General features: G+C 63.6%; 14 protein-coding genes. 12 read left to right on the top strand and 2 right to left on the bottom strand.

Annotated features, from left to right (window positions below; all coding sequences use genetic code 11):
- Positions 1-2 precede the first annotated feature (2 nt).
- From mltB to DOM56_RS17620, 7 genes are all read left to right on the top strand, one after another.
- Positions 3-1,034 (top strand): lytic murein transglycosylase B, encoded by a 1,032-nt coding sequence (gene mltB, locus DOM56_RS17590; RefSeq protein ID WP_110710330.1) that lies wholly within the window; start codon positions 3-5, stop codon positions 1,032-1,034.
- A complete protein-coding gene (locus DOM56_RS17595; protein WP_110710331.1) occupies positions 1,031-2,104 on the top strand; it encodes a septal ring lytic transglycosylase RlpA family protein in 1,074 nt (357 codons plus the stop codon). Before mltB ends, DOM56_RS17595 begins: the two co-directional genes overlap by 4 nt.
- A gap of 26 nt (positions 2,105-2,130) precedes the next feature.
- Complete coding sequence (locus DOM56_RS17600) at positions 2,131-3,351, top strand: D-alanyl-D-alanine carboxypeptidase family protein (RefSeq protein WP_110710332.1); 1,221 nt, start codon at positions 2,131-2,133, stop codon at positions 3,349-3,351.
- A gap of 138 nt (positions 3,352-3,489) precedes the next feature.
- On the top strand, positions 3,490-3,777 hold the full coding sequence (locus DOM56_RS17605) for a DUF493 domain-containing protein (RefSeq protein WP_110710333.1): 288 nt from the start codon (positions 3,490-3,492) through the stop codon (positions 3,775-3,777).
- Between the two features lie 5 nt (positions 3,778-3,782).
- Positions 3,783-4,451, top strand: a complete 669-nt coding sequence (gene lipB, locus DOM56_RS17610) for a lipoyl(octanoyl) transferase LipB (protein ID WP_110710380.1) — start codon at positions 3,783-3,785, stop codon at positions 4,449-4,451.
- A gap of 35 nt (positions 4,452-4,486) precedes the next feature.
- Positions 4,487-5,476 carry a lipoyl synthase gene (gene lipA / locus DOM56_RS17615; RefSeq protein ID WP_110710334.1) on the top strand — a complete coding sequence of 330 codons (990 nt, stop codon included), beginning with the start codon at positions 4,487-4,489 and terminating at the stop codon, positions 5,474-5,476.
- Positions 5,477-5,768: 292 nt separating this feature from the next.
- Positions 5,769-6,299, top strand: a complete 531-nt coding sequence (locus tag DOM56_RS17620; protein WP_110710335.1) for a GAF domain-containing protein — start codon at positions 5,769-5,771, stop codon at positions 6,297-6,299.
- 6 nt (positions 6,300-6,305) lie between these two features.
- On the opposite strand, the gene DOM56_RS17625 is transcribed toward DOM56_RS17620, so the two are convergent.
- Positions 6,306-7,292: a LysR family transcriptional regulator gene (locus tag DOM56_RS17625; RefSeq protein ID WP_110710336.1), complete on the bottom strand. Its 987-nt coding sequence runs from the start codon at positions 7,290-7,292 to the stop codon at positions 6,306-6,308.
- 137 nt (positions 7,293-7,429) lie between these two features.
- Here DOM56_RS17625 and DOM56_RS17630 point away from each other — a divergent pair, with 137 nt between their 5' ends.
- Complete coding sequence (locus DOM56_RS17630; RefSeq protein WP_110710337.1) at positions 7,430-8,845, top strand: acetyl-CoA carboxylase biotin carboxylase subunit; 1,416 nt, start codon at positions 7,430-7,432, stop codon at positions 8,843-8,845.
- 55 nt (positions 8,846-8,900) lie between these two features.
- Positions 8,901-10,718: a sodium-extruding oxaloacetate decarboxylase subunit alpha gene (oadA, locus tag DOM56_RS17635; RefSeq protein WP_110710338.1), complete on the top strand. Its 1,818-nt coding sequence runs from the start codon at positions 8,901-8,903 to the stop codon at positions 10,716-10,718.
- A gap of 108 nt (positions 10,719-10,826) precedes the next feature.
- On the opposite strand, the gene pyk is transcribed toward oadA, so the two are convergent.
- Positions 10,827-12,290, bottom strand: a complete 1,464-nt coding sequence (pyk, locus tag DOM56_RS17640) for a pyruvate kinase (protein WP_110710339.1) — start codon at positions 12,288-12,290, stop codon at positions 10,827-10,829.
- A gap of 554 nt (positions 12,291-12,844) precedes the next feature.
- Here pyk and topA point away from each other — a divergent pair.
- The 3 genes from topA to DOM56_RS17655 all read left to right on the top strand — a co-directional run bounded on the left by topA (position 12,845) and on the right by DOM56_RS17655 (position 16,288).
- The gene (topA, locus tag DOM56_RS17645; protein ID WP_110710340.1) at positions 12,845-15,466 is read left to right on the top strand and encodes a type I DNA topoisomerase; all 2,622 of its coding nucleotides are present in this window, start codon (positions 12,845-12,847) and stop codon (positions 15,464-15,466) included.
- The gene (locus tag DOM56_RS17650; RefSeq protein ID WP_110710341.1) at positions 15,463-15,921 is read left to right on the top strand and encodes a DUF6586 family protein; all 459 of its coding nucleotides are present in this window, start codon (positions 15,463-15,465) and stop codon (positions 15,919-15,921) included. Before topA ends, DOM56_RS17650 begins: the two co-directional genes overlap by 4 nt.
- Positions 15,922-16,045: 124 nt before the next feature.
- The gene (locus DOM56_RS17655) at positions 16,046-16,288 is read left to right on the top strand and encodes a hypothetical protein (protein ID WP_110600182.1); all 243 of its coding nucleotides are present in this window, start codon (positions 16,046-16,048) and stop codon (positions 16,286-16,288) included.
- Positions 16,289-16,329: the final 41 nt, after the last annotated feature.

Raw genomic sequence — 16,329 nt, forward strand, 5'->3', positions numbered from 1 at the left:
GCATGCCGCTGCGTTGGAGACGAGAATTTCGATTCAGCCTCACTCTGCTGCTGGCGGGGCTGCTGAGCATGGCGAATGCAGTCGCGCAGGGCGACGAGAACTTCGATCCCGCTACTCATCCCGAAGTGAAGGCGATGCTCGATTCGCTGGCTCGCCAGGGGATGTCGCAGGATGAGCTCGATGCCGCCATGCGGGCGGCGAAGTATCGGCCCCAGGTGCTGGAGGCGATGAGCCATGCGGCCGAGCGCCGGCTTCGCTGGGACGAGTATCGCGACATCTTCATTCAGCCCGAGCGGATAAGGCAGGGGGTCGCTTTTCTCGAGGCCAACCGGGAAGCCCTGGAACGCGCCGAACGGCGCTACGGCGTACCGCCGGAAGTCGTCGTGGCGATTCTGGGCGTCGAGACTCAGTACGGCCGGCACAAGGGAACCCACCGTGTGCTCGATTCCCTGTCGACGCTGGCGTTTCACCATCCCGCGAGGGGCGAATTCTTCCGTGGCGAGCTCGAGGCCTTTCTCGAGATCACGCTGGGGCAGGGTGTCGACCCCGGGACGCTCTACGGCTCCTACGCTGGCGCCATGGGATATCCCCAGTTCATTCCAACGAGCTACCAGGCCTATGCAGTCGATTTCGACGGCGATGGTCTGAAGGACCTGTGGAACAATCCGGTCGACGCCATCGGCAGTATCGCCAATTACTTCAGCGAGCATGGCTGGCAGCGCCACCAGGCGGTGCTGGTCGAGGCCAGTGGCCCCGAGGCGATGCCTCCGGATGTGAGGTTCAACCGTACCGAGCCGCCGGATACTACGGTCGAGGCGCTTGCGCGCGCGGGTATCCAGCCGACGGCGGGCAACCTGCAGCCGCAGGACAAGGTCGTGCCGCTGGCGCTGGATTTCGCCGACGGCCACGTCCGCTACGTCATGGGGCTCGACAATTTCTACGTCATCACACGTTACAACCACAGCCATCTCTACGCCATGGCGGTGGCGACGCTGGCCCAGCGCATTCAGACGGCCATGGATGAGGGGATATGAGGGGGCGTGGCCTGGCTCGGCGCGGATTGCCGGCGATCCTGCTGGTATCGATACTGGCGGGGTGTGCCGGCGGTGGCGGCTCCCAGCAGGGTGGCGGTCGTTACGCGATGGACCAGGACGCCTATCCCGACTCTCCCGAGGATGTCGCCAACGTGCCGGACGCGGTGCCCAGGGTCGAGCCCCGATCCAGAAGTGGCAACCGCTCGACGTATAGCGTATGGGGAAAGACCTATCATGTGCTCGACGACCCGACCGGCTACTCGGCGGAAGGTCGCGCGTCGTGGTACGGGGTCAAGTTCCAGGGCTACGACACCGCCAATGGCGAAACCTACGACATGTACAAGATGTCGGCGGCGCATCGCTCGCTTCCGCTGCCGACCTACGCCCGCGTCACCAACCTCGACAACGGTCGCAAGGTCATCGTGCGCGTCAACGATCGTGGCCCGTTTCACAGCGATCGCCTGATCGACCTCTCCTACGCGGCCGCAGCCCGGCTGGGAATCCTGAAGGGCGGAACGGGGCGGGTGAAGGTGGAGGCGATCGACCCCGTGGCCTGGGCGCGCACTCATGGTCGGTCCAGCCCGGCGGGGGGGCGTGCCGAGCAGGCCGAGTTGGCATCGCGGTCGGGATCGCCCCGGCCTGTGTCGGGGGCTCCGGTTTCGAAGCCGACCGCACCGAACCGGTCAGCCGATTCGAAGTCGGGCGTCGGCACGGCGACGGATTACGAGGCGGCGATCGACCCTCTTCTCGCGGCGGCCGGCGACGGTGGAACCGCAAGCGCGGTCTCTGCGCGGCCCGGCCGTGCCACGTCCTCCTCCGGCGGTGCTGCGAGTTCGTCCGCCGGGCAGCGCTACGTTCAAGTTGCCGCGCTGGGCTCGCTGGCCGGGGCAGAGGCGCTGAAAAGCCGCCTCCAGGGCTTGCTGTCGCGGCCGGTTCGCATTGACAATGCGTCCCCTCTCTATCGTGTCCAGGTCGGCCCCATCGAAGACCTGGCGTCGCTCGACTCCATCAGAGCTACCTTGCGAGACGCCGGCTACGGCCAGGTGTTGCTGGTGGCGCCCACTCAGTAACCTCTTTCAGTGAGAACCCGATTGTCATGAAAGCGTTGTTCACTTCGTCTGTTTCACGTCTGGTCATCTCGGCGTCATTGTGTCTGGGACTGCTTTCATCGCCGGTCAGCGCCCAGCAGCCGACCCCCGATAGCCAGATGTCCGCGACCAATCCTGAGCCCGGTCAGTTGATTCCGTCGCCGCCGGATCTGGCAGCTTCTTCCTGGGTGTTGATGGATGCTTCCACGGGCCAGTTGCTGGTGAATCACAACGGCGATCAGCGGCTACCGCCAGCCAGTCTGACCAAGATGATGACGGCATACATCGTCGAGCAAGAGATCGACGGTGGCAGCATCTCCGACACCGACATGGTCAGCGTGAGCGAGAACGCCTGGCGCACTGGCGGTTCGCGCATGTTCATCCAGGAGGGGACTCAGGTCAGCGTGGAGAACCTGCTGCGCGGCGTGGTCGTGCAGTCTGGCAACGACGCCAGCGTGGCGCTGTCGGAGTACGTCGCCGGAAGCGAGTCGGCCTTCGCCGACCTGATGAACCAGCAGGCCCAGCGCATGGGCATGAAGAACAGCCACTTCATGAACCCCACGGGGCTGCCGCACGAAGAGCACTATTCGTCCGCCCACGATCTGGCGATTCTCGCGCGCCATATCATCAAGGACTTTCCCGATCACTATCAGGTCTACTCCGAGAAATATTTCACCTATAACGATATTCGCCAGCCCAACCGTAACCGCCTGCTATGGCGTGATCCGGACGTCGACGGCCTGAAGACCGGACACACGGAAGCCGCCGGCTACTGTCTGGTCGCTTCCGCCAAGAAGCAGGACACGCGCCTGATCGCCGTGGTCATGGGTACCAATTCCGATGAGGCGCGGGCGGCGGAAACCCAACGCCTGCTCAACTACGGTTTCCGTTTCTTCCAGACCCGCAAGCTCTACGACGCCGGTTCCGTGCTCAATGAGGCACGGGTCTGGGGCGGCGACAGCGACACCGTGCGCCTCGGCGTCAAGGATGCGGTCAGCATGACCGTGCCCCGGGGTAGTGCCGACAACCTGACCGCACGCCTCAATCTGCCGGAGACGCTGCATGCGCCGATCCAGGCCGGGCAGCAGGTCGGCACGCTGGAGATCAAGTCCGGTGACGAGGTGCTGGGTCAGGAGCCGCTGGTCGCGCTGGAAAGCGTCGAAGAGGGCAGCATCTTCAAGCGCGTCTGGGACTCCATCGTGCTGTTCGTGACCGGGCTGTTCAACTGAGCCCTGCCGAGGCGCCGCTCGGGCGGTGCCTCACCCAGCGCTCCGGGAGAATTCCCCCGGCGTGCTGGGTCGGCTTCGGTTGGTGAGTCGGGTAATGTTGAGTAGAATGCTCGGAAATGTCTTCCATGCTCAGATGCCATGACCCAGACTCCCAGCGATGTTGATCTTCCCCGACCCAAGGTCGAGTTCCCCTGCGATTACCCGATACGGGTGGTTGGCGACGCCTCCGATGACTTCGTGGCGGTCGTCAGCAGCGTGATCGAGCGTCATGCGCCGGGATTCGATACGGCGTCGATCAAACTGTCGGACAGCCGCAATGGCCGATTCCAGTCACTCCGCGTGGTGATTCATGCCACCGGAGAGGAGCAGTTGAATGCGCTGTTCCAGGATCTGAAAGCGACCGGTCGGGTTCACATGGTGCTATGACGCCGATGTCCGCGCTGTCACTCTACCGCCTCGGGCGCCAACCCTACCTGCCGGTCTGGCAGGCGATGTCGCGCTTTACCGATGGCCGCGATAGCCAGGAGCCGGATCAGCTATGGCTGGTCGAACACGAACCCGTGTTCACGCAGGGACGGGCGGGCAAGCCGGAGCATCTGCTGATGCCGGGTGATATCCCGGTGGTGGCCAGTGATCGAGGCGGGCAGGTGACCTATCATGGGCCGGGCCAGATCGTGCTGTATCCGCTGCTGGACGTCCGTCGCCGTGGACTGGGTGTGCGCGAGCTGGTGACGTTGCTCGAGGGCGCTGTCGTCGATCTGCTGGCCTGCCATGGCATTTCGGCGCGGGCGCGCCCGGATGCTCCGGGAGTCTATGTCGGTGACGACAAGATTGCCTCGCTGGGTCTACGGATTCGGCGGGGGTGCAGCTTTCATGGGGTCGCTCTCAATGTCGATATGGATCTTTCTCCATTTTCGCGCATCAATCCGTGCGGCTATTCGGACCTGAGGATGACTCAACTGCGTGATCATCTACCCGGGCCAATCTCGTTTGACCGTGAAGCCACCAGGTTGGCCGACTGCCTTGCGCAGCGGCTGGCAGCGGAGCTCGAAGCGAAACCACGGTGGCCACAAGCTTTTGAACCGGTAGCGACCGTGTAGCTATCGGCGTTCCAAGACCTATCAGGAAGGGACCTATGACCGAGACGACAGTGATACAAACGCCCGCGGCCAAGAAACCTGCTCGCGCCGAGCGGGGTGTCAAACTGCGTGGTGCCGACAAGGTGTCGCGGATTCCCGTCAAGGTCATCCCGACCGAAACGCTGCCGAAGAAGCCGGATTGGCTGAGGGTCAGAATGCCGGTGTCCCCGCAGGTGACGCATATCAAGCAGACGCTGCGAAAGCATGGACTGCACACCGTCTGCGAAGAGGCATCCTGTCCCAATCTGGGCGAGTGCTTCAGCGGCGGTACGGCGACGTTCATGATCATGGGTGACATCTGCACCCGGCGTTGCCCGTTCTGCGATGTCGCGCACGGCCGACCCAATGCGCTCAACGAGAAGGAGCCGCGCGAGCTGGCCGAAGCCATTGCCGAAATGCGGCTCAATTATGTCGTCGTCACCTCGGTGGATCGGGACGATCTGCGCGACGGCGGTGCGCAGCACTTCGCCAACTGCATTCGCGAAATCCGGCGTGACAGCCCGGAGATCGAGATCGAGGTTCTGGTACCCGATTTTCGCGGTCGGATGCAGGTGGCGCTAGACATTCTGGAAGGCGAGGCGCCCGACGTTTTCAACCACAACCTGGAGACGGTGCCGTCGCTGTATCGCAAGGTGAGGCCCGGTGCGGACTACCAGTGGTCGCTGGACCTGTTGAAGGGTTACAAGGCGCGCCGCCCGGAAGTCATGACCAAGTCAGGGCTGATGCTCGGGGTGGGCGAGACCGACGAACAGGTCATAGAGGTCATGCGTGACCTGCGTGCCCACGATGTCGACATGTTGACTCTCGGGCAGTACATGCAGCCGTCCCGCAACCATCTGCCCGTCGATCGCTGGGTGCATCCCACGACGTTCGACTGGTTTGCCGAGCAGGGCAGAAGCATGGGATTCACCCATGTCGCGTCCGGGCCGCTGGTGCGTTCCTCGTATCATGCCGACAAGCAGGCCCATGGGGTCGAAGTGAAATAACGTCTCCGCTTAAGCGATTATCGACCGGGCCCACCGCTTCCATCGGTGGGCCCGTGCCGTGTCTGGTGCCCGGTTTCCGCAGCGCTGGCGTTGGCGGCGATCGTTTTTTTGGGTGTCGATGCATCTGACTTCGAATTAGAGGCGTATTGCGGTAGTGGTTCGTCCCGCGCGAGCCAAGATTTCTAATCAATCGGCTCGATGAGCGCGGCCGTGCCGTGGCCATCTCATCGAACGCGACTACGATGATATCCACATAAGCCCCGACGATGTGTCCGTACTGAAGAGTTAAACTATGATCGCACCTAGCATGCCTGGGCGGGAGAAGGAGCGCTTGAGCGCCCTGCAAGACCTGCAACTGCTCGATTCCAAGGCGGATGAAGGCTTCGACCGGTTGACGGAGTTGGCGACGCAGATTTTCGACGTGCCGATGTCGTTGATCACGCTGATCGATGAAGACCGGCAGTGGTTCAAGTCACGTCAGGGGTTGAGTGTTTGCGAGACACCGAGGCGGATCTCCTTCTGTGGCCACGTCGTGGCCGATGGTCAGCCGATGGTGATCAACAATGCGTTGCGAGATCCCAGGTTTTCGGACAACCCGCTGGTGACTGGGGCGCCCTTCATACGCTTCTATGCGGGCTATCCGTTGTTCGTGGCGCCGGACATCTGCATCGGTACCCTCTGTCTGATCGACACGCTCCCGCGTACGTTCGAAGAGACCAGCATGCAGCGCATGAAGTTGCTCGCCGCCCAGGCCGAGGAGCTGATTCACCTGCACGTGCTGCGCGTTCGTGCCAATCTGCGCGAGGTGCAGGTTCAGGCCTGATCGATCCTAGCCATCGTTGGCAGGGAGACACAGTAGCGTCGGCGTCTCGATCGGCGTCATGGGCGCCCGGAAATGGGCGTTCAGCTCCGGCAGCAGCTCGCGCACGAAACGCAGGAAGAGCTCCGTCACCGGTGTCGGGTAGCGATCCTTGGGGTAGACCGTGCACCAGGAGCGCCGCAGCGGGAAGCCCGGTATCGCCGGACTCGCCAGTAGGCCCGACGCGAGCTCCAGTTGCACCGCCAGTCTCGGTAGTACGGCGACTCCGAGATGCGCCATGACCCCCTGCTTGATGGCCTCGTTGGTGCCGAGTTCGATGGCATGGGGGAGTGAGATGCGTTCCCGCGCCGCGAAATCCTCGAAAGCCGTTCTGGCGCCCGAGCCCGGCTCTCTCATCAGCAGGTAGTGCCTCGCGAAATCCTCGAGGGTGGCCTTCTCGGCGGTCACCAACGGGTGGCCCGGCCACACCACGGGAATCAGTTCGTTGTCCAGAATGGGCATGAAAACGAGATTGGGGTCGTCCGGCACCATGCCCATGATCACGAGATCATCCCGCCTTTCCGCCAGCCGCTCGAGTGCCTGTCCCCTGTTGCAGACGCGCAATCGAATCTGAACCTCGGGGTAGCGGGCGCGAAAGCGGGCCAGAATGTGCGGGACCACGTATTGCGCGGTCGAGACAGCAGCCAGGTTGAGTTCGCCGCGAATGGTGCCGGCCAGTTCGGACAGCTCCATCTGAAGGCTGGAGACCTGACCGAAGATCGACTGCACCGAGGCGGCCAGGGCATCGGCGGCCGGCAGGATGTGAAGCGTCTTGCCGGCATACTTGAACAGCGGCTGGGTGAGGGCCTGCTCGAGCTGCCGGATCTGGGCGCTGACGGCGGGCTGCGTCAGACCCAGTTGCTCCGCCGCGCGTGAATAGGACTGCTGCCGGTGGACTGCCTGAAAGACCTGGAGCTGACGGAATGTCAGGCGATTGAGCAGATTGGGTCTCGACATTCGTTACGCTCTCGCGGTCAGGTATAAGGTAGAGCTTATAGGTTGGCAAAAAAATATCAATTTTTCTATTGGGTCCCGGGTGGCTAGCGTAGAGGAAACGGTAACCAACGTTCATCCGCCTACCGGGAGAGCTTACGGTGTTCAAGAAGCTGCTGATTGCCAACCGTGGCGAGATCGCCGTGCGTATTGTACGGGCCTGTGCCGAGATGGGCATCCGTTCGGTCGCGATCTATACCGAGCCTGACCGTTTCTCGCTGCACGTCAAAGGGGCCGACGAGGCGCATTTCGTCGGAGAAGAGCCGCTGGCGGGTTATCTGGACCCGAGGCGCGTCGTCAATCTGGCTCGGGAAACTGGCTGCGACGCCATCCACCCCGGCTACGGGTTTCTGTCCGAGAGTGCCGAGTTCGCCCGGATCTGCAGCGAGGCCGGCATCGCTTTCGTCGGCCCGAGTGCCGAGGTCATCGCCAAGATGGGCGACAAGACGGCGGCGCGAGCGGCCATGCGGGAAGCCGGTGTCCCCATTACCCCGGGATCCGAAGGCAATCTCGCCAACCGCGAGGAAGCGCTGACGGTGGCGGAGGAGATCGGGTATCCGATCATGCTCAAGGCGACCTCCGGTGGCGGTGGGCGGGGTATTCGTCGCTGCGATACGCCCGACCAGCTGACCCAGGCCTGGGACCGGGTGATCTCCGAGGCGACCAAGGCGTTCGGCAGCGCCGAGGTGTTCATGGAGAAGTGCGTCGTCGATCCGCTGCACATCGAAGTTCAGGTGCTGGCGGACGGCCATGGCGGCGTCATCCATCTGTTCGAGCGCGACTGCTCGATCCAGCGCCGCAACCAGAAGCTGATCGAGATCGCTCCCAGTCCCCAGTTGACTCCGGAGCAACGCAGCTACGTCGGCAAGATGGCGGTCCGCGCCGCCAGTGCGGTGAACTACGAGAACGCCGGTACCGTGGAGTTCCTGGTCAAGGACAACGAAGTCTACTTCATGGAGATGAATACCCGGGTCCAGGTCGAGCACACCATCACCGAGGCGATCACTGGGGTCGACATCGTTCGCGAGCAGTTGCGCATCGCTGCGGGGGAGAGGCTGGCTTACCGCCAGGAGGACATTCGTCACCAAGGCTACGCGATCCAGTTCCGTATCAACGCCGAGGACCCCAAGAACGACTTCCTGCCCAGCTTCGGCCGCATCACGCGCTACTACGCACCCGGCGGCCCCGGCGTCCGCACCGATACCGCGATCTATACCGGTTACACCATCCCGCCGTACTTCGACTCGATGTGCCTCAAGCTGATCGTCTGGGGAATGACCTGGGAGGAGACGCTCAACCGGGGCATCAGGGCGCTGAACGACATGCGCCTCCAGGGGGTAAAGACCACTGCGCCGTACTACCAGGAAATCCTTCGCCACCCTGCGTTCCGCGCTGCCCAGTTCGATACCGGGTTCGTTCCCGCGCACCCGGAATTGCTCAACTACTCCGTCAAGCGCAATCCGGAGGAGATCGCCCTGGCGATATCGGCGGCCATTGCAGCCTATGCCGGGCTCTGAGCGGGGCCAACTCGTAACACGACGAACCGATCGGGACCAGAATCAGGAGACAAGAATGAACGAAGCCGAGCCGTCATCCGTCAAGATCAGCGATGTCGTTCTGCGGGACGGGCATCAATCGCTGCTTGCCACGCGCATGCGCACCGAGGACATGCTGCCGATCTGCGCCAAGCTCGACGCGATCGGGTTCCACTCCCTGGAGGTGTGGGGCGGTGCCACCTTCGACGCCTGCGTACGATTCCTCAAGGAGGATCCGTGGGAACGCCTGCAGTCGCTCCGCGAGGCGCTGCCCGACACGCCGCTGCAGATGCTGCTGCGTGGCCAGAACCTGCTTGGCTATCGTCACTACGCGGACGATGTCGTCGAACGGTTCGTTGCGCGCTCGGCCGACAACGGAATCGACATCTTCCGGGTCTTCGATGCGTTGAACGACCTGCGCAATCTCGAGACCGCCATGAAGGCCGTCAAGGCCAGCGGCAAGCATGCCCAAGGGACGATCTGCTATACGGTCAGCCCGGTGCATACCCGTGACATGTACGTCGAGCAGGCCAAGCGACTCGTCGACATGGGAGCCGACTCCATCGCGATCAAGGACATGGCGGGCCTGCTGACGCCGTACGCGACCGGCGAGCTGGTGGAGGCGCTGGTCGAAGCGGTAGACATTCCGGTCCATCTCCACGCCCACGCTACGTCCGGGCTGGCGTCCCTGAGCCAGATGAAGGCGATCGAGGCGGGGTGTCGGCATATCGATACCTGCATCTCCGCCTTTGCCGGTGGCACCAGCCATCCGTCGACCGAGGCGATGGTGGCGGCGTTCCAGGACACGCCCTACGACACCGGCCTGGACCTGGTGGCGTTGAAGGAGATCGGCGACTACTTCCGTGAGGTTCGCAAAAAATACGCGGCTTTCGAGAGCGAGTACACCCGCGAGGACGTCAGTGTCCAGATCTGGCAGGTGCCGGGCGGGATGATGTCGAATCTCGCCAATCAGATGAAGGAGCAGAACGCCCTGGGGCGGATCCAGGACGTATTCGACGAGATCCCCAAGGTCCGTGCCGATCTGGGTTATCCGCCGCTGGTGACGCCGACCTCGCAGATCGTCGGTACCCAGGCCGCCATGAACGTGCTGACCGGCGAGCGTTACAAGTCGATCACCAATGAAGTGAAGCGGTACCTGCTGGGCGGCTACGGTCAGCCGCCCGCGGAAGTGAATGCAGATGTTCGTCGCAAGGCGATCGGCAACGAGTCGGTCGACGAGGGCCGGCCCGCCGACCACATCAAGCCCGAGATGGCCAGGCTCGAGCAGGAGATCGGCGATCTCGCCAACAGCGAGGAGGACGTGCTGACCTTCGCCATGTTCCCCGATCTCGGCCGGGAGTACCTGCAGGGGCGGCGCGACGGCACCCTGGTGCCCGAACCGATTCCGGCGGCCGAGGCTTCCGGGGGCGGCCGGCCGGTGTCCGAGGGCGTGCCGACCGAGTTCGTCATCGACGTCCATGGCGAGTCCTACGAGGTGCAGATCACCGGCGTCGGTAGCGACAGTGGTCGCAAGCGCCGGGTCTATCTGACGCTGGATGGCATGCCTGAAGAGGTCGTGTTCGAGGCCAAGGACGAGTTCGTCCAGGAAGGCAAGAGCGGTGGGCGGGCCAAGGCCAGCTCTCCGGGGCACGTCACCACGTCGATGCCGGGGAATATCGTCGACGTGCTGGTTGCCGAGGGGGATAGCGTCAAGGAGGGGCAGGCCGTGCTGATCACCGAGGCGATGAAGATGGAGACCGAGGTCCAGGCGAGAGTCGGCGGCACGGTCAAGGCCGTTCACGTGGCCAAGGGGGATCGGGTGACGCCTGGTGAGGTCCTGGTCGAGATCGAGTAGGGGCCCCGGGGGCGCTGCGGCGTCACTGACGGTAAGACGAAAAACGCGGAGCCCAGGCTCCGCGTTTTCGGGTTACGTGGATCGGCAGCGCGCCGGTTGACGTGCGGCCTACTCCTCGACCTGGATGATCTTCATGGTGTTGGTGCCGCCATGGGCGTTCATGTGATCGCCCCGGGTCAGAATGACGTGATCGCCCTTGTCGGCGAGCCCGCGATCCACCAGCTCCTTGATCGCGCCGGCATTGATCTCGGTCAACGGGAAGCGCGAGCTGTCGAAGACCAGCGACACCACACCCCGGTATAGGGCCATGCGACGCTGAACCATGGGCGTCTCGGCCAGCGCCACGATCGGCAGTCCGGAGCGGATGCGCGAAGCGATCAGCGGCGTGTAGCCGGAGGCGGTCAAGCAGGCGATCGCCACCACGCCGGAGAGGTGGTTGGCGGCGTACATGGCGGACAGGGCCAGGGTTTCGTCGATGCGGGTGAAACCCTCGTGGATGCGGTGCTGAGACTGCTGTGCAGCGCGTTCCCGCTCCGCCCCCAGGCAGAGCCGGTTCATGGCGCGAATGGTTTCCACCGGATAGTCGCCGGCGGCGGTCTCCGCCGACAGCATGACCGCGTCCGTGCCGTCGAGAACCGCGTTGGCGACATCGAAGACCTCAGCCCGGGTCGGCAGGGGCGACTCGATCATCGACTCCATCATCTGGGTGGCGGTGATCACCACCTTGTTGAGGGTCCGGGCACGCGCGATGATCCGTTTCTGGACCCCGATCAACTGGGCGTCGCCAATCTCGACGCCAAGATCGCCGCGGGCAACCATGACGGCCTCTGAGGCGCGGATGATATCGTCCAGGGTTTCCGGGTCGGCGACCGCCTCGGCGCGTTCGATTTTCGCGACCAGGCCGATCTCCTGGCCGGCCTCGCCGAGCAGCTCGCGGGCGTACTGCATGTCGGCGCCACTGCGCGGGAACGAGACCGCGAGATAATCGACACCGATGTCGATCGCGGTCTTGAGGTCTTCCTTGTCCTTGTCGGTCAGGGCCGCCGCGGACAAGCCGCCACCTTGCTTGTTGATGCCCTTGTTGTTGGTCAGCTTGCCACCAACGATGACCTTGGTGTGGATCCGGGGACCGTCGATGCGATCGACCTCGAGTACCAGTCGGCCGTCATCGAGCAGCAGCTTGTCGCCAGTCTCGACGTCGTCCGCCAGCTCCTCGTAGTCGCAGCCGACGCGCTCGCTGTCGCCGGCGTTGCGATCCAGCGAGACGTCGAGTATGAAGGACTGTCCCTTCTCCAGTTTCACGCCGCCCTCAGCGGCAAAACGGGCGATCCGGATCTTGGGGCCCTGCAGGTCGCCGAGTGCCGCCACGGCGCGGCCGTGACGATCCGCCGCTTCGCGCACGGCCTTGAGACGGCGCCGGTGATCCTCGGGATTGCCGTGGGAGAAGTTCAAGCGAACGACGTCGACCCCGGCTTCGATGATCGCATCCAATACTCCCTCGCGATCCGTGGCGGGTCCCAGGGTGGCGACGATCTTGGTGCGGCGAATCGGGCCGTGAAACGCGTGCAGCATGGAAATTCTCCTGGCAACTGGGTGAAATCGTCTCGCCGCGCTGGGAAATCGGGAATCGAAACGCGGCGATGGCATGTGGTTATTTTACAACAAGCGGGCCATCCTGTCCGGCGCCCATCGATACGCTATTTCATCATAGACAGGTCCATCGTCGACAGTGCTGCACCATCGACGAACGTCGTGCCGCCGCGAGAGGGCGCGCGTTCCGACGACAGCCGCTGGCATCGCATCACGGCTGTGCGACAGGGTGATGACGACCTCTGCCCGAGTGTGCCGTGCCGAAGAGGGCAGGAGAGCAACGGAAGGTTGAGAGAACGCATGGGCAATCTTCATCCGCCGCTTGGAATTCATCCTGTCAGCCCCATGATGAAAGGCCATTGACATGGTGCTGGCGTTGCTGCCCAAAGTCGAGCTACGGCTGGCGCCTCGAGAAAGGCTAGGGTAGGGTAGGCGGATTTTCCGGCCGGCCCTGGTAGCCAGGCGGCCGTCGAGCACGTCATCGGTCGCCGCACGATATCAAATCGCCGCACGATATATAAAGAAGCAGGAGCGCTATGGGCAAGTCACTGGTTATCGTCGAGTCACCGGCCAAGGCCAAGACCATCAACAAGTATCTCGGCAACGATTTCGTGGTGAAATCCAGCGTCGGGCATATTCGTGATCTGCCGACCAGTGGTTCCTCCAAGCAGGCCAGCGATCCCAAGGAGCGCGCCAAGCAGGCGGCGATCACACGCAAGATGTCGCCGGACGAGAAGGCGAGCTACAAGAAGCAGAAGCAGTGGGACCAGTTGATCCGCCGTATGGGTATCGATCCCGAACATGGCTGGCGGGCCAACTACGAGATCCTGCCGGGCAAGGAGAAGGTGGTCGACGAGCTCAAGAAGCTCGCCGACAAGAGCGACACCATCTATCTCGCGACCGATCTGGACCGCGAGGGGGAAGCGATCGCCTGGCACCTGAAGGAGACCATTGGTGGCGACGACTCCCGCTACAAGCGGGTGGTCTTCAACGAGATCACCAAGAACGCCATCCAGGAGGCTTTCAAGCAGCCCGGCACCCTCAATATCGCCCGGGTCGAGGCCCAGCAGAGCCGGCGCTTCCTGGATCGCGTGGTCGGCTTCATGATCTCTCCGCTGCTCTGGAGCAAGGTCGCTCGAGGGCTTTCGGCGGGGCGTGTCCAGTCGGTGGCGGTGCGTCTGATCGTCGATCGGGAGCGCGATATCCGGGCGTTCGTGCCGGAAGAGTTCTGGGACGTGCATGCGGATACCGTGACCGCCGATGGCGAGCCCGTAAGGTTCGAGGTCGTGCGTCAGAACGGTGAGGCGTTCCGGCCGACTTCCGAGCAGGAGACTCTGGAGCGGATCGCCCCGCTGCGCCAGGACAGCCTGGAAATCACCAGTCGTGAAACGCGGCCGACCAGTTCCAAGCCCAACGCGCCGTTCATCACCTCGACCCTGCAGCAGGCCGCGAGTGGCCGTCTCGGATTCTCGGTCAAGAAGACCATGACGCTGGCCCAGCGGCTCTACGAGGGCGGCTACATCACTTACATGCGTACCGATTCGACCAACCTGTCCCAGGATGCGGTCGCCGGTGTGCGCGATTACATCCAGTCGTCGTTCGGCGTGCGTTACCTGCCGGATGCGCCGAATCGCTACTCGAGCAAGCAGAATGCCCAGGAGGCCCACGAGGCGATTCGTCCCTCCAATGTCAGCCAGCGGGCCGACGACCTGCCCGTCGAACGCGACGCCCAGCGGCTCTACGAGCTGATCTGGCGCCAGTTCGTGGCTTGTCAGATGGTGCCGGCGGAGTATCTCGCCACCACCCTCACGATCGAGACCTCGGGCTTCGAGCTCAAGGCCCGTGGCCGCGTGCTCAAGTTCGACGGCTATACCCGGGTGATGAAGCCGGTCGCCAAGAAGGACGAGCAGACCCAGTTGCCGGATATCGGCGAGGGCGCGAGCCTTACGGTCGACCGGATCGACCCGCAGCAGCACTTCACCAAGCCCCCCGCGCGCTATACCGAGGCCAGCCTGGTCAAGGAGCTCGAGAAACGTGGGATCGGGCGGCCTTCGACCTACGCCGCGATCATCTCGACCATACAGGACAGGGGCTACGCCAAGCTCGACAACCGACGCTTCTACGCCGAGAAGCTGGGCGAGATCGTGACCGATCGCCTGGTGGAGTCGTTCAACGACCTGCTGGACTACGGATTCACGGCGAGGATGGAAGACCGTCTTGACGAGGTTGCCGAGGGGCACGAGCAGTGGCAGCAGCTTCTCGACGCTTTCTACGCCGATTTCAAGCGCAAGCTGGAGCGTGCCGAGGGCGAGGAGGGCATGCGGCCCAACGAGCCGATCGAGACCGATATCACCTGCCCGACCTGCGGTCGACCGATGCAGATTCGGATCGCGTCGACCGGCGTGTTCCTGGGGTGTTCCGGCTACAACCTGCCTCCCAAGGAGCGCTGCAAGACCACCATCGACCTGATCCCGGGAGAGGAGGCGGTGCCAGCCGAGGCGGACGAGGCCGCCGAAACGGAGGCCTTGCGTGCCAAGCGGCGTAATCCGAACACCGGTACGGCGATGGACAGCTATCTCATCGACGAGGGGCGCAAGCTCTACATCAGCAACGACGATGACGGTTACTACGAGATCGAGCAGGGTCGCTTCCGGATCAAGGGTTACGACGGCCCGGTGATCGAGTGCGACAAGTGCGGTTCCGAGATGCAGCTCAAGAGCGGGCGTTTCGGCAAGTACTTCGCCTGCACCAACGAGGCTTGCGGCAACACTCGCAAGCTGTTGAAAAGCGGCGAGGTCGCGCCCCCCAAGATGGACCCGATCCCGATGCCGGAACTGGCCTGCCAGAAGGTCGACGACCACTACGTGCTGCGTGACGGTGCCAGCGGCCTGTTCCTTGCAGCCAGCCAGTTTCCCAAGAACCGGGAGACACGCCCGCCGCTGGTCAAGGAGCTCAAGGCGCATGCCGATGCTCTGCCGGAGAAGTATCACTTCCTGCTCGAGGCGCCGAGCGAGGATCCGGATGGCCGGCCCGCGCAGATCCGCTTCTCGCGCAAGGCCAAGAGCCAGTTCGTGATGACCGACGAAGACGGCAAGGCAACCGGCTGGCGAGCGGTCTATGAGGACGGGCGCTGGCAGGTGGAGGACAAGCGCAAATGACGTCGCCGGCCCGTACCAACCAGCTGCTCTATCAGGCCGAGCTGCTGCTGGCGATCGAGCCGGGCGACGACGAACAGGCGATGGCACGTCGCATGGCGCTGGAGGAGGCCGCGCTGGGGCAACTGGAGCTGGCGCTGAATGCGCTGCTGCGTGAGGTCACCGAGCATACCGACCTGGCTCATGATGACTGGCGCGCCTGGCTGGGGGCAACTTCGTTCAGCGTCGCCGAACTGGAGCGCCTGCGGGCGCTGGCCGGCGACCCCGAGAGCTGGCTTTCGCTGTTGCTGTCACGCCTGGCGGCGCTCCATGGCGACGATGGCGCAGCCCGTCGCGATACTCGCGTCGGATTGATCGCCAGTGGCGGCGAACCCGCGCTGGGGGATGCCCTGCGCTGGTGCGTGGTCGAGTTCAAGACGCTGCTGCCGGACCTGCGTGAAGGCAGCCTTGAATGGTGACTGGCGCTGGTTGGCCATGTTAGGCTGGAAAGAGACATCAACGACCGGGGCCCAGGCTCTGGTCGTTTTTTATTGGTCTCATCTTTGACTTGTGTCGTCACCGCCACGACAAGAGAGGTTAGCCGTGTCCGATACCGCGATTCTGGAAATCGTCGAACTCGCCGATGGCGAGGTGGTGCTGCGTCCAGCGGAGGCGACGGGCGAGCCGCTGGTCTCGATCCGTTTTTCCGAGGAAGCGGTCGAACTGCTGCGCCGCAGCCGCTTCGATGTGGCGCGCGAAATGCTCGACCATGCGATCACCCGCACCCATCTCTGGGAAGGCGATGAAGAAGACGCTGCCGAGGAAGCACCCGCCACCGTGCACTAGTGCCACTCCCTGGGTTCCCTCGATGTTCACGCTATTTCCTG

Source organism: Salinicola sp. CR57, assembly GCF_003206585.1.
GTDB lineage: Bacteria > Pseudomonadota > Gammaproteobacteria > Pseudomonadales > Halomonadaceae > Salinicola > Salinicola lusitanus.